12 protein-coding genes, 1 tRNA gene and 1 pseudogene are annotated in these 13,851 nt (G+C 67.2%); 11 read left to right on the top strand and 3 right to left on the bottom strand.

Annotation, left to right across the window (positions count from 1 at the left end):
• Positions 1-54: 54 nt before the first annotated feature.
• On the bottom strand, positions 55-780 hold the full coding sequence (lipB, locus tag C1707_RS25005; RefSeq protein ID WP_101713423.1) for a lipoyl(octanoyl) transferase LipB: 726 nt from the start codon (positions 778-780) through the stop codon (positions 55-57).
• A gap of 50 nt (positions 781-830) precedes the next feature.
• On the opposite strand from lipB, the pseudogene C1707_RS25000 reads away from it, so the two are divergent.
• The 11 genes and pseudogenes from C1707_RS25000 to C1707_RS24950 all read left to right on the top strand — a co-directional run bounded on the left by C1707_RS25000 (position 831) and on the right by C1707_RS24950 (position 8,865).
• A pseudogene (locus tag C1707_RS25000) lies at positions 831-1,107 on the top strand (FliM/FliN family flagellar motor switch protein).
• A 42-nt stretch (positions 1,108-1,149) separates the two neighbouring features.
• Positions 1,150-1,554, top strand: a complete 405-nt coding sequence (locus C1707_RS24995) for a hypothetical protein (RefSeq protein WP_145998389.1) — start codon at positions 1,150-1,152, stop codon at positions 1,552-1,554.
• A gap of 90 nt (positions 1,555-1,644) precedes the next feature.
• Positions 1,645-1,729, top strand: a tRNA-Leu gene (locus tag C1707_RS24990).
• A gap of 169 nt (positions 1,730-1,898) precedes the next feature.
• Positions 1,899-3,341 (top strand): magnesium transporter, encoded by a 1,443-nt coding sequence (gene mgtE / locus C1707_RS24985; RefSeq protein WP_101713421.1) that lies wholly within the window; start codon positions 1,899-1,901, stop codon positions 3,339-3,341.
• Positions 3,342-3,453: 112 nt separating this feature from the next.
• Complete coding sequence (spmX, locus tag C1707_RS24980; protein ID WP_101713420.1) at positions 3,454-4,734, top strand: lysozyme-family localization factor SpmX; 1,281 nt, start codon at positions 3,454-3,456, stop codon at positions 4,732-4,734.
• A gap of 111 nt (positions 4,735-4,845) precedes the next feature.
• The gene (locus tag C1707_RS24975; protein WP_101713419.1) at positions 4,846-6,006 is read left to right on the top strand and encodes an isovaleryl-CoA dehydrogenase; all 1,161 of its coding nucleotides are present in this window, start codon (positions 4,846-4,848) and stop codon (positions 6,004-6,006) included.
• A 995-nt stretch (positions 6,007-7,001) separates the two neighbouring features.
• Complete coding sequence (locus tag C1707_RS24970) at positions 7,002-7,325, top strand: ArsR/SmtB family transcription factor (protein WP_101713418.1); 324 nt, start codon at positions 7,002-7,004, stop codon at positions 7,323-7,325.
• Positions 7,322-7,741 carry an SRPBCC family protein gene (locus tag C1707_RS24965; RefSeq protein WP_101713417.1) on the top strand — a complete coding sequence of 140 codons (420 nt, stop codon included), beginning with the start codon at positions 7,322-7,324 and terminating at the stop codon, positions 7,739-7,741. Before C1707_RS24970 ends, C1707_RS24965 begins: the two co-directional genes overlap by 4 nt.
• A 41-nt stretch (positions 7,742-7,782) precedes the next feature.
• Positions 7,783-7,986: a hypothetical protein gene (locus C1707_RS24960; protein WP_101713416.1), complete on the top strand. Its 204-nt coding sequence runs from the start codon at positions 7,783-7,785 to the stop codon at positions 7,984-7,986.
• Between the two features lie 3 nt (positions 7,987-7,989).
• A complete protein-coding gene (locus tag C1707_RS24955; protein WP_101713415.1) occupies positions 7,990-8,439 on the top strand; it encodes a DUF1801 domain-containing protein in 450 nt (149 codons plus the stop codon).
• 12 nt (positions 8,440-8,451) lie between these two features.
• Entirely contained in the window at positions 8,452-8,865 is a 414-nt protein-coding gene (locus tag C1707_RS24950; RefSeq protein WP_101713414.1) for a DUF1801 domain-containing protein, read from the top strand.
• A 224-nt stretch (positions 8,866-9,089) separates the two neighbouring features.
• Here the strand turns inward: C1707_RS24950 and C1707_RS26385 are convergent, their stop codons facing one another.
• A complete protein-coding gene (locus tag C1707_RS26385) occupies positions 9,090-9,500 on the bottom strand; it encodes a hypothetical protein (protein WP_145998388.1) in 411 nt (136 codons plus the stop codon).
• A 200-nt stretch (positions 9,501-9,700) separates the two neighbouring features.
• Positions 9,701-12,841, bottom strand: coding sequence for a TonB-dependent receptor (locus C1707_RS24945; protein ID WP_240633820.1), 3,141 nt, complete (start codon positions 12,839-12,841; stop codon positions 9,701-9,703).
• Between the last annotated feature and the right edge of the window lie 1,010 nt (positions 12,842-13,851).

Below are 13,851 nucleotides of genomic sequence, written 5' to 3'. Positions count from 1 at the left end.
GTGTCCTCATCCTGAGGTGCGAGCCGTAGGCGAGCCTCGAAGGACGCAACGCCTCTAAACCGGCGGGGCAGCGTCCTCGACCGCCCCGAACACCTTGCGGAAACTGGCCTTCAGGGCCTCGTCGGCCTCGTCCAGCGTCACCGGCAGGCCCAGGTCCACTAGGCTGGTGACGCCGTGCTCAACCTGGCCGCAGGGCACGATGCCGGAGAAGTGCGACAGGTCCGGCTCCACGTTAAGGCTGATCCCGTGGAAGCTGACCCAGCGGCGCAGCTTGACGCCGATGGCGGCGATCTTGTCCTCGCGCGACCAGCCGGGACCCTTGCGCTCGACCCAGACGCCCACGCGTCCGTCGCGCATCTCGCCGGTGACGTTGAAGGCCGCCAGCGCGTCGATGATCCAGGCCTCCAGGGCCGCGACGAAAGCCCGCACGTCGCGCCCGCGCCGGGTCAGGTCCAGCATCACGTAGGCCACCCGCTGGCCGGGGCCGTGATAGGTGAACTGGCCGCCCCGCGCGCTCTCGAACACCGGAAAGCGCTCCGGATCGAGCAGGTCGGCGGTCTTGGCCGAGACGCCCGCGGTGTAGAGCGGCGGGTGCTCCAGCAACCAGATCAGTTCGCCCGCCGCGCCGTCGGCGATGGCCGCCGCGCGGGCCTCCATGGCGGCAACGGCTGCCGGGTAGGGCACGTAGCCGGTCGAAACCGCCCACCCCGCCGGCGCCCCGTCCGGGCGCGACAAATCGGGAAGGCCTTTGTCTTCAAGGTTTAACGGGCGATCAAGCATGCGGCCTTAGTCTTGCATGGGCCGGGGCGCGGGTTTCTCCGCGATCGGCAATTTCAGTTCCAGGGGCCTTAGTTCGTGAGCCAGGTCAACGCCGTCAATGTCGAGATCTCCGTTCTGCTCGGCCGCTCGATCCTGCCGATGCAGCAACTGCTGCGCATGGGCCGCGGCGCGGTGATCCCGCTGGACGCCAAGACCAACGACGAGGTCTGGATCCTGGCCAACAATCACCCGATCGCCCGGGGCGAGATCCAGATCAACGACGATCGCATCGCCATCCAGGTGACCGGCCCGGCCGACGTCTACGACTACATGGCCGGCGGCGCCTGAGCGGCGTTGCTCCGGCGCGGCTTCGACGCCAAGCTGCGCCTCATGCGTTTCCAGACCTCCGCGCTTGCCTGCGCCCTGATGCTCGTCGCCGGGACGGCCCATGCGGCCCCGGATCGCGCGGGTCATGCGGGTCATTACGACAATGTCCGCTACATCGCCGAAGCCGACGACTATGTGGGCGCGCGGGTCACGGTGCGGACCGGCGCCCAGCCCTCGGTCGTGTTCGAGAACTGCATGGGCGTGTGCAGCGATCCTGAAGTCCTGCCGGCCAGGATCGAGGCCGACCGCCTCTCGTTCACCTACGTCATGCGCAGCGTCGACCAGGACGGGCGCCCCGCGCCCCACAGCTACCCTGTCACCGGGCGGTTCGTACGCGGCGGCCTGATCCTGAAGATCGGCGAGGGCGAGCCGGAAAAGCTCCGCAAGCGCAAGGCTATCCCCAGATAAACCCGGCCTTGGCGTGGCAATGGCGTGCAAGTCGCAACTCTCCTCTTCCCAAAGCCGATTCAGTTTGCTACCTGCCGCGCCTCACCACGAGCGGTCGTGGCGGAATTGGTAGACGCGCAGCGTTGAGGTCGCTGTGGGGCAACCCGTGGAAGTTCGAGTCTTCTCGACCGCACCAGGTGAACTTGCGTAGAGCGCGGCAGGCTTCGGTTTCCGAATCGCCTTCCGCGCTCTAACCATTTTTCGGCCAAGGTTTGGGAGCAACCGCCCGCCAAGCTTCGGCTTTCAATCATTCGGATCACGCGCGCGCAGCCATTTGAGCCTCGCCTGAAGTTCAGGAGGTCCCCATGACCCGGGAAACAACCGACCTGAGCGAAGACGCGCGCCACGCCCTGTCCATTCCCGAGCCCGAGGTCGTCGAGGATCTCGAGGACCTGGCGCTCGGCGACGACTACGCCCTCAAGCCCGACTACGTGGAAATGGTGGTCGACGCGGCCGATCGCGGCGACACCGCGCGCCTGTCCGAACTGGTCGGGGCGCTGGATCCCGCCGACGTCGCCGACCTGATGGGCTTCCTGTCGGCCGCCTACCGCGAGGAGGTCATCCCCGTCCTGGCGCCCCACGCCCTGGGCGAGATCATCTCCGAACTCGAGGACAACATCCGTGAGGAGGTGCTGGAGGCGACCCCGTCGGTCACCCTGGCCCGCGCGCTGGAGGAGCTGGACACCGACGACGCCGCCGACGTCATCGACGACCTGGACGACACCAAGCGCTTCCAGGTGCTGGCGGCCATGGGCGAGACCGACCGGGCGGCCATCGAGACCACCCTGTCCTACGAGGACGAGACCGCCGGCCGCCTGATGCAGCGCGAGTTCCTGGCCGCGCCGCAGTTCTGGACCGTGGGCCACACGATCGAGCATGTGCGCCAGTCGGGCGACAGCCTGCCAGAGCTGTTCTTCGACGTCTACGTGGTCGACCCGTCCTACACGCCCGTCGGCGCCCTGCCGATCAGCCTGCTGCTGACCAGCAAGCTGGAGACCCCCCTGGCCGAGATCATGGAGCCGGTGACCGAGATCACCGTCGACATGGACCAGGAGGAGGTGGCCTACATCTTCGACAAGTACCACCTGATCAGCGCCCCGGTCGTCGAGGCCGGCGGGCGGCTGGTGGGCCAGATCACCGTCGACGACATCGTCGGCGTCATCCGCGAGGAAGCCCAGGAAGACATTCTCGCCCTGGCCAACGTGTCGGACGTCGGCCGCGACGCCAGCGTCGTCGAGATCGTGCGCTCACGGCTGCCGTGGCTGCTGCTGAACCTCCTGACCGCGACCATCTCGGTTTCGGGCATCGCGCTGTTCCAGGCCGAGATTTCCAAGCTGGTGGCCCTGGCGGTGCTGATGCCGATCGTCTCGTCGCTGGGCGGCAACGCCGGCACCCAGACGCTGGCCGTGGCGGTGCGCGCCCTGTCGAGCAAGGAGCTGACCGCGGCCAACGCCACCCGCATCGTCATGCGCGAACTGCTGGTCGGCGTCATGAACGGCCTCACCCTGGCGATTGTCATGGGGGCGGCGGTCTATGTGTTCTACGACAATCCCAAGCTGTCACTGACCGTCGCCCTGGCGCTGGTGGTCAACATCTTCACCGCCGCCGTCGGCGGCATCCTGGCGCCGCTGGCCCTGGAGAAGATGGGCCGCGACCCGGCGGTGTCGTCGTCGATCTTCGTGACCTTCCTGACCGACTTCGCGGGCTTCTTCTCGGTGCTGCTGATCGCGGCGCTGCTGTTCAACTAGACCTGGCGATTATTTTCCCCGGCCCGGGGAGAAACGACACCGAGCGGCGCCAGTCTTGCGCGGGACGAGGCGAGGGCATCCGCCCCTGTTTCAAATTGGGTCGTTTCTCGCGATGAAGCCGCGTCATCAGGTCTCCCGCGCCGCCGTCGATCTCATCAAGAGGTTCGAGGGCTATCGGCAGAAAGCCGCCCAGCTGCCCGACGGCCGCTGGACGATCGGCTACGGGCACACCCTGACCGCCCGGGGCGGCGCGACCGTCTCGGAACAGGACGCCGAGGCCCTGCTGCTCTACGATCTGATCACCGTGGCCCACGCGGTGAACGAGCATACCTACGCCCCGCTGAACCAGAACCAGTTCGACGCCCTGACGTGCTTTGCGTTCAACATCGGGACCGAGAACTTCATGCGCTCGGGCGTGCTGCGCCGGATCAACGAGGGCTCGCTGCTGCAGGCCGCCTGCGCCATGGAGATGTGGCGCAAGGCCGACTTCGAGGGCGAGCGGATCGTCATCGACGCCCTGGTGCGCCGCCGCGCCGCCGAGAAGACCCTGTTCCTGACCCCGCCGGACGGCCAGTGGGTGCCCGCGCCCAGCCCGGTGCTGCGCCCCAAGGTCGACTACGACGCCAGCTGCGCCGTTCCGAAACAGACCCCGGCCGCCGTCTCGGCCCGCCTGGAGGGCGACAAGGCGATCGCCGAGCGCGAGGAGGGCGCCGCGCCCCTGACGCCGGCCGTGCCGGAAGAGGACGGCCCCAGCGCCAGCCAGCAGGCCGCCGCGGCCGTCAGCGCCCGCCTGGAAGCCATACTGGCCGACGAGCCGGTCCGCCCGGCTTCCAAGCCCGCGCCCACGCCCGACCTGGCCATGCCCGAGCCGCCGGCGGCCCCCGTGGCCGCCGCCGAGCCCGCGTCGGTGCTGCACGCGCCGGTCGAGGCCCCGCCGACCCTGGAGCCCTTCCGCCTGACGCCCGAGGAGCCGGTTCCGGCCCAGGCCCCGCTGTTCGTGCCCGATCCGCCGGCCGCGCCCCAGGTTCAGGTGCAGACTCCGGTCGAGCCGACCCTGTTCGAGACCGCCCGCGAGCCGACGCGTTCGCCGTTCAATCTGGGCGGCTTCTCGACCAGCGGCGCCGAGGTCGACATCCAGACCCTGGACGTGCCGCTGAACCCGCCCGAGCAGCCGGCCTTCGGCGGCGGCAGCCTGCTGGTCAGCCTGGGCCTGCTGGGCCTGGCCCTGTTCGGCGGCGGCGTGCTGTGGAACCTGTCGGTGGCCTCCGATCCCGGCCTGACCGCCGTGCGCATGTTCGGCTGGGGCGCCAGCGTCATCGGCGTGATCTGCTTCGCGGTCTCGGCCTATCTGCTGCTGCGCAAGCTGGGCGGGCCCGACATCGACGAGGAATGATCGCCGAACGCCGTGCCTGAAAGGCCGGCGGCGCCCCGGATAGATGAAGAAAAGAGCATGAACGCCCGCCGGTCTCGTTGATCGGCGGGCGTTTGTGCTATGCCTTGCGGCATGACGCTGCAAACCGCACCCTCGATGGACTTCGCGCTCGGCGAGACGGCCGACGCGATTCGTGAAACCACGGCCCGCTTCGCCGCCGACAAGATCGCGCCCCTGGCGGCGAAGATCGACGAGACCAACGCCTTCCCGCGCGAGCTGTGGGTTCCGATGGGCGACCTTGGCCTGCATGGCATCACGGTCGAGGAGGAGTTCGGCGGGCTTGGCCTGGGCTATCTCGAGCACGTGGTGGCGATGGAGGAAATCTCCCGGGCCTCGGCCTCGGTAGGCCTGTCCTACGGCGCGCACTCCAATCTCTGCGTCAACCAGATCCGCCGCTGGGCCACGCCCGAGCAGAAGCAGCGCTATCTGCCCAAGCTGATCAGCGGCGAGCATGTGGGCTCCCTGGCGATGAGCGAGGCCGGCGCCGGTTCCGACGTCGTCTCGATGAAGCTGCGCGCCGAGCAGGTCGGCGACCGCTACGTGCTGAACGGGACCAAGTTCTGGATCACCAACGCCCCGCACGCCGACGTGCTGGTGGTCTACGCCAAGACCGGCGAGGGCAGCCGGGGGATCACCGCCTTCCTGGTCGAGAAGGGCATGAAGGGGTTCAGCGTCTCCAGGAAGCTGGACAAGATGGGAATGCGCGGCAGCGACACCGCCGAGCTGGTGTTCGAGGACTGCGAGATCCCCGAGGAAAACGTCATGGGCCCGGTGGGCGGCGGCGTCGGGGTGCTGATGAGCGGCCTCGACTACGAGCGCGCCGTGCTCAGCGCTGGCCCGCTTGGCATCATGCAGGCCTGCCTCGACTACGTGCTGCCCTATGTGCGCGACCGCAAGCAGTTCGGCCAGGCGATCGGCTCGTTCCAGCTGATGCAGGGCAAGGTCGCCGACATGTACGTGGCCCTGAACTCGGCCCGCGCCTACGTCTACGCCGTCGCCCGCGCCTGCGACGCCGGCAAGACCACCCGCTTCGACGCCGCCGGCGCGATCCTGATGGCCAGCGAGAACGCCGTGAAGGTGTCGCTGGAAGCCATCCAGGCCCTCGGCGGCGCCGGCTACACCAAGGAGTGGCCGGTCGAGCGCCTGCTGCGCGACGCCAAGCTCTACGACATCGGCGCGGGCACCAACGAAATCCGCCGCTACCTGATCGGCCGCGAGCTCGTCGGGGCGTAGCCTTAAGATCCTCCCCCTCTGGGGGAGGTGTCGCCAAAGGCGACGGAGGGGGGGCGGTTTCAGCTTCCGAGATGCCGGCCGAAAAAGCCCTTCCCCCTCGATGGGGGAAGGGTTGGGATGGGGGTGACGCGGCCGTTCCGCCTCCACGCCGCATCAGGACCGACCGCCGCAGCCACCCCAACCCCGGCCCTTCCCCCATCGAGGGGGAAGGGAGAAGAAGGCGGACGAGGATCCAGCCCCGTCCATCCTCTGCGTTCAGCGAAAAGACCTGAACGATCTCAACTTCTTGCAACTTTCTCACGCTGCTGGATCAGACGGATCCAGACCGCCCGCATAATCACTGCATCCCGTCGCAGGGAGAGGGCGCAAGGATCCGGCCCGAAGCGGCGACGCGGATGCGATCGAGCGGGGCTGAGGGAGCGGCGAGAGCCGGGCCTGAAGGCTTAAATGAGGATGGGGGACGTAAACCCATCCATCGGGAGCTTGCCTAAATAGGCTCCCGCCCGCCCAAGGGTCCGCGCCTAGCACGCACTCCTGGCCGTCATGAAACGGGGAGCTCTGCGTGGGGAAGGGGCACAAGGCGGAAGAGGCCTGCGCGCCCCGGCCTGAGGAATAACGATCGCGCGGGGCGTCTAAGCTTCGTCGAAACGGTAATTGAAACAAACACATCCGGGCGAGGCCCGGACGCCCCGCGCCCTCTCCACTCACCATCGCAGCGAAAGCGCGAGGCTGAAAAGCCGTGGCCAAAGACCCTCCCCTGAAGGGGGAGGTGGCCCGAAGGGCCGGAGGGGGAAGTCCCTGATGAGGTCAGAACACCCCGACACCAGCAGTCTCTTCCCCCTCAGTCGGCTTCGCCGACAGCTCCCCTTCAGGGGGAGCGTCTGGAGGAACGAGCCGGAGGGGGGAGGTGCGGCTGTCATCCATTTCCCCATTGACGAACCCATAACTCTAAAGTTATGAAATAACTCATAGCTCACGAGTTATCAATCTCCGCCATGGAAACCCAGGCCGACCTCCTGTTCCGCGCCCTGGCCGACCCGACCCGTCGGGCCCTGTTCGAGCGGCTGTGCCGCGAGGGCGAGCAGACGGTGGGGGCGCTGACGGCGACGGCGGGGGTGTCGCAGCCGGCGGTGTCCAAGCACCTGGCGGCGCTGAAGGCGGCCGGACTGGTCGCCGACCGGCACGAGGGCCGGCAGACCCACTACAGCCCGCGCACGGCGGCCCTGGGGCCGCTGGCGGACTGGACCAAGGACATGGCGCGGTTCTGGGAGGGACGGTTCGACGCCCTCGAGGACCTTCTGAACAGGATGGACCAATGACCGAGACCCGCACCGCCGTCGTCGAGCGGGAATTCCCGCATCCCCCGGAAAAGCTGTGGCGGGCCCTGACCCAGCCGCACCTGATCGAGGAATGGCTGATGAAGAACGACTTCGCCCCCAAGGTCGGCCATCGCTTCCAGCTGAAGGGCGAGTGGGGCGGGACGCTGGACTGCGAGGTCCTGACCCTCGAGCCGGGTCGCGCGCTGGCCTATCGCTGGGACTTCGCCCACGAGGACCCGGCCTATGCGCTGGAGAGCGTGGTGACCTTCACCCTCACGCCCACCGCCGACGGCACGCGCCTGCGCATGGAGCAGGCCGGCTTCCGCCCCGACCAGACGCAGGCCTACGGCGGCGCCCACGCCGGCTGGAAGAGCTTCTTCGACAAGCTGGACGACCTGCTGGCGAAGGAAGCTTAGGGGCGAGGACCACGCAGCCAAGAAAACAAAGGGAGGACACCATGAGCGGCTTCATCCGCCAGAGCCATCGCTGGCTCTCCATCGCCTTCACCCTGGGCGTGCTGACCTATATCGCGGTGATGAGCACGAAGGGGCAGCCGCCCGCGTGGATGGGCCTGCTGGCCCTGATCCCGTTGATTCTGCTGCTGGTCTCGGGGCTCTATCTGTTCGCGCTGCCCTATGCGCGGCGGATGCGGAAGGGCTGAGCCATGGCCGGGAAGACGGGGAGCGAGGGCGAGGACCGGCCGAAGCTGCTCTCGGGCGGCAATCCGCAGATCCCGAAGGGGTACGGCGACGAACCCGTCCAAGCCTACATCGCCGCCATGCCCGGCTGGAAGCAGGCGATCGGCCGGCGGATCGACGCCGTGGTCGCCCGCGAGGTCCCGGGCGTGCGCAAGGCGGTGAAGTGGAACTCGCCGTTCTACGGTGCGCCGGACGGCGAGGGCTGGTTTCTCAGCCTCCATTGCATGACGAAGTACGTGAAGGTGGCCTTCTTCAAGGGCGCGGCCCTGCAGCCGCTCCCGCCCGGAGCTTCCAAGCAGGCGCACGTGCGCTATCTCGATATCCATGAAGACGGCTCGCCCAAGGGGGGCTGGGACGAGGACCAGTTCGCCGACTGGGTGCGACAGGCCGCGGCCCTGCCCGGCGAGAAGATGTGAGGGAGTGACGCCATGAAGACGGGAGCCGCCGGCGAGGCCGTAAGCGGGGACGAGGCTCGCAAGCTGATCGACGAGAAGATCGCCGCGCTGGGCGACTGGCGGGGCGAGACCCTGGCCAGGGTGCGGGCGCTGATCCACGAGACCGATCCGCAGGTGCTCGAGGAGGTGAAGTGGCGCGGCACGCCGGTGTGGTCGCACGCCGGCATCGTCTGCACCGGCGAGACCTACAAGGCCTACGTCAAGCTGACCTTCGCCAAGGGCGCGTCGCTGCCCGATCCCGCGGGCCTGTTCAACGCCAGCCTGGAGGGCAATACGCGCCGGGCGATCGACATCCCGCAAGGCGCGGCGATCGACGCGGCGGCGCTGAAGGCGCTGTTCCGGGCCGGGGTGGAACTGAACCTGGCGAAGAAGGGCAAGAAGGGCTAGGCGCGCCTGGCGATCTCGCCGTCATTCCCGCCCTCGTGGCGAGAAATCCTCCATCAGGCGCAAGAGCGGATGGAGCGGCGCGCCGAGCACGCCGCCGGGGCTTCACGGGCGGGCGGACCCAGGGGGGGCGCCACGAGGGCGGGTGTCGACCGAGGCTGACGCTTGCTGGCGACGGCGATCCGACTGTCCGAAACGGGCGGAGACGTCGAGTTCGGCTGCTGACCCTAAGCGGACCTGTCCCAACGAGCTTCCTCCAGCTGCAGCGCCTGTTCAGCTACGGCCCACATCTCATCTGCAAACTGTCGCATGGACACGAGATCGTTCGCTTCAGCCTCTGATGCGGGCGCAAATCGCTTTAGGCCAATCACCATCTCATCGTGCCAGCCTTGAAGACGGGTGCGGAGGGTCGAGGGATCATCCACTCCCGTAAAATAGGCGTCGTTGCGGCCATAAACGTAAGCACAGCCGCCATGTTCGATGATGTGCGAGACCGGCCCCGCTAAGTTGTCCTGCCACCCCTCCAAATCGATCCAACACGATCGTGCGCGTTCGCTCTTCCAAGCGTATCTGGCGAACGGAAAAATAAACGCTGCGTCAAACGCTGGGCGCAGGTCGGAGTGGCTCTTGCTGCTCATCACATACGAGCTTTAATTCCGCCCCTCGGGCGAAACAAGGCGACGCGGCGCACAGGTCCCCTAACCACCCATAGCCGACATCAGATCCGTCGGCTTCAGCGCGAGACAGGAAGAGAGAGAGAAATGGGCGCCAAACGAAAAAGGCCGCCCCGGTTGCCCGGGACGGCCCTTTCCTTGTCAGGCGCTTTTCGCGCGACGCCTTAGAACTTGTAGGTGGCGCCCATGAAGAAGCGGCGGCCGGCGTAGCCGGTGTTGATCAGGCGGATGTCGCCGGCCCAGGTCGACTCGTCTTCCTTCGTCAGGTTCTTGCCTTCGACGAAGAGGGCGAGGCCTTCCGGACCCGGCTTCCAGGTGATCTTGCCGTCCAGGTAGCCGGTCGGATCCTTGAAGATCGGGTTGGCCGAGGTGTCGGCGGCCGTGACCAGGTAGGACGAGCGGTAGTTGTAGGCGAGGCGGGCGTTGATCGGACCCTTCTCGTACCACAGCGTGGCGTTGTAGCTGTGCTTGGACAGGCCCGGATACGGCAGTTCCGAACCGTCCAGCGAGCTGTAGACGCCGACGTCCTTGGCTTCCTGGTAGGTGTAGTTGACGTCCACGCCCAGGCCCGACAGCAGGCCGGGCAGCCAGGTGAAGGCGGTCTTGGCGGTCAGCTCGACGCCGCGGATCTTGGCGCCGTCGCCGTTGATGTAGGTGTTGTAGTAGTACAGCGTGCCGTCGCCGAAGATGTCCTGCTGGCCCAGGTTGGTGCGCTGCGACAGGTAGAACGACCGGATGTCCTTGTAGAAGAAGCCGGCCGACAGCTGGGTGTCGCTGTCCGGGTACCATTCGAACGACAGGTCGTACTGGTTGGCGCGGTACGGCTTCAGGCCGGGGTTGCCGGCGGTGCAGCTGTCCGGACCGTCCTCGGCCGTGCCGTCGTTGGTGTAGTTGATGGTGCAGGTGACGCTGGGCATCAGGTAGTTGACCAGCGGACGGGCCATCAGCTGGGCGAAGCCGGCGCGCGCGCTCAGGCGGTTGTCGATCAGCCAGGTCTGGATGTTGAAGCTCGGCAGATAGACCGTGTACTTCTTGGTCATCGAGGTCTGGACGTTCGACACCGTGGTGGTGGTGGCGACGTTGTTGACCAGGCGGGTCTCGTTGCGGGTCAGCTGGCCGGTGGCCGTCGTTTCGGTGGTGACGCGACGGACGCCGAAGTTGCCGAGGATCTCGCGGCCGGCCAGGTCGAAGCCGTAGTCCAGACGGATGTACTGGGCGGCGGTCTTCTCGCCGACGCGGTACGGGATCTGGTCGTACGTCTTACCGTCGTTGCCGACGCCCTTGTACAGGTTGTCCAGGTTGAAGTGCGACGTGTCGAGGTACTGCGAGATGCCGGCGAACGACGGGTACTTCCAGCTGTCGGGCAGGCCGTTGCCGCCGTAGTAGAAGTTCGACGGCAGCTGGGTCATGGCCGCCGCGAACACCTGGTTCGAGAAGGCGCGCGACCAGGTCTCGGTCGAGTTCCAGTAGCTGGTCTGGTAGGCGTTGCCGAGCAGCGGGTTGGTCTGGTCGGCGGCCTGGCCGTTGACCACCGTGGCGGTCGAGTTGACCGAGTTGGCGTAGATGACGATGTCGTCCAGCGCGCTGGTCGGGTTGGCGCCCGTGTTCACGATGTAGCCGCCGTAGCCGTAGCCGTAGGTGCTGGCGTCGGAATAGCGGCCGCCGAACTTGACGCTCTTCAGGAACGGCAGGTCGGTGCGGTAGGTGAAGTCGATCTTGTACTGGTCTTCCTCGCTGGCCGACTGCGAGGGGCGGTACTGGATCTGGTACTGGTTGACCGCCGCCGCGTCCGAGGGGCTGTAGCCCTGGGCGAAGGTGAAGATCGGGGCCGAGCCGTTCGGGTCCAGCGTGACCTTCAGGCCGGGCGTGTTGAACGACACCGAGGCGTTGTTGGTCTGGCTGAGGGTCTCGGTTTCGCCGTGCGAGCCGACGAAGTCGACCTTCAGGCGCTCGCCGTCGTAGTTGAAGCCGAACGTCGTGTACTTCGACTCCGAGGTGTACTTGAAGTCGCGCGACGAGATGCTGAAGGCGTTGTTGCCGCCGCGGTTGGCCGTGCCCAGGCAGTCGCCGATGACGAACTCGGTGACGTTGTGGTTGGCGTCGACCTTCACGCCCGGGACGTTCTGGGCGGTGGCCGCGGTGACGCGGGCGCAGCCCGGGCCGTAGTTCAGGGCGTCGAGCGAGGTCAGGCCCGTGCCGTAGTTGATGTCGTTGAGGACCTGCTCGCGCTTGTTCTGCTGGAAGGTGACGAAGGCGTTCAGGTTGTCGGTGAAGCGGTACTGAGCCGTGAACTCGCCCGAGGTGCGGGTGTCGTCACGGGTCCAGACGCGGTAGCGCGGCACGCGCGGGCTGTAGTCGTACCACTGGCTTTCGCAGGCGGTGCGGGCCTGGGCGGTCGACAGCAGGGCCGAGTTCGGCGTGGTGATGGTGGCGCAGCTGGCCTCGGTGTCGAAGCCGGCGATGTAGTCGCTGACCGCCTTGCCGTAGGTGGGGTTGTAGTACTCGACGGTCTTCTCGGCCGAATTGTCGAAGTCGCCGAGCAGGCCCCACGAGTGGTCGTCGTAATAGTCGCCGCGGGTCAGGACGCGGTCGTAGGTGACGTTGCCCATCAGGCCCAGGCGGCCGTCGAACAGCTGGGTGGCGCCGAAGATGCTGCCGCGCGGCTTCCAGCCGGGCAGGGTGTCGAGCTTCTGCTGCGAGGCCGTGAACGACATCGTCGGCTTCTTGAAGTCCAGCGGCTTGCGGGTGGTCACCGACACGGTGCCGCCGACGCCGCCTTCGGTCATGTCCGGCGTGAAGCCTTTGAAGACGTCGATCGACTTGACCATTTCCGACGGCAGTTCGCGGAAGTCGTTCGAGCGGCCGCCGCCGCCGTAGACCGACAGGTTGCCGGCGGTCGACAGGGCGCTGACGCCGTTGATCTCGACGCGGTTCAGGTCGGGCTCGACGCCGCGGATCGACACCGCGTTGCCTTCACCAAAGTCGCGGGCCAGCTGCACGCCGGTGACGCGGCCCAGGGCTTCGCCGACGTTCTTGTCCGGGAACTGGCCGATGTCTTCGGCGACGATCGAGTCCGAGACCGTGCCGGCGCGCTTCTTGCGGCTCATGGCCGACTGCAGGCTGGCGCGGGTGCCGACGACGACGACTTCCTCGACGGCGTTCTCGACGCTGGCGGCCGGAGCCGGAGCGGGAGCAGGAGCGGTTTGGGCGAGAGCCGCGCCGCCGCCGACCATCAGCAGGATGGCCGCCATGCCCGTGGTGCGCATCAGTCCGTTGTCGCGCCGGACCTTGGTGTTGACCTTCATAGTATTCCTCCAAGTCGTGGGCGGCGGACCGCCCGGGCCAGCGGCGTCTCTCGAAGCGGCCGGCCGAAGTCGTGAGATGGAAAGCCTGGGCGGGGGAGCGTCCGACGAAGACCGGCAGTCGAATCGGAGGTCCTTGGGCCCGGGCCGTTGCGATGCGCGAAGGTCGAGGGCAGGGCGGTCCCGGCGGCGCTGTGCGCTCTGTCGGGCGGACGTCCTGGCGGCGGGCCTGGGGTAAGGAGCTGACGCCTGTACGGCGGCGGCGAAACGCTGCGCCGGCCGTATCTCGATCTTCTGCGATCGTGCGCGTGTTGCGGACACGCGGCACTGGTCTAGGCGGTCTGTCGTCCGTCGCGGACCTTTGGTCTCTGCGTACGGAACGTATCCATCCATTTCCAAACCGAAGCCGCGAGTCAACGGTCCGGCGACAAAATTGCGCCGCGGGAGCCCCTGGCCCCATTCATGTGACAATTAAAGCACTTTGTTCCCACATCATGGAATGCTTTCGCAACAATCGGGATTAGTGCTTGATTTTGGCGCTCATCCTGCTCACTGTGGCGACATTCGGCGCGTCCGCGCGCCCGGCCGACGGCAAGATCGGGTTCGAGAGGAAGCGACAGGACATGGCTCAAGGGCCTTTCCCCCGTTCCCTACCGTCCCGCCGAACCGCCAGCCGTCTGGGGTAGTCAGCAGGGAGGGACAGTCATCCCACCGGTCGCTTCGGCGGCGCGTCGGACGCTTTCGCAGAAGGCTCGGGCGCGACGAGGATACCGGTGTCTAAAGCGGTCTTTTAGTCACTACAGATTGTGGTCGCGTTTCTCGGCGTTGTTTGTGCGTGCCGTGGTCGACGTTACCGGAAGCGGGTCTCGCAAGGGGTTGCGGGCGCGCGCAAAGCACTGACCGTCCCGTCCTCGCAGGGCGGGGCGAATTCCATATCTTGGGGGGCTCGGCCGGGCGTGAACACGCCTGGCGAGTCTGACGCCGCGGCGTTTTCGCCGCGAGCCTGGCGCGTG

The sequence above is a fragment of the Caulobacter flavus genome (genome assembly GCF_003722335.1).
Lineage (GTDB): Bacteria > Pseudomonadota > Alphaproteobacteria > Caulobacterales > Caulobacteraceae > Caulobacter > Caulobacter flavus.
The sequence above is the reverse complement of the archived record's forward strand: the minus strand, read 5'-3'. Positions and strand labels throughout refer to the sequence as shown.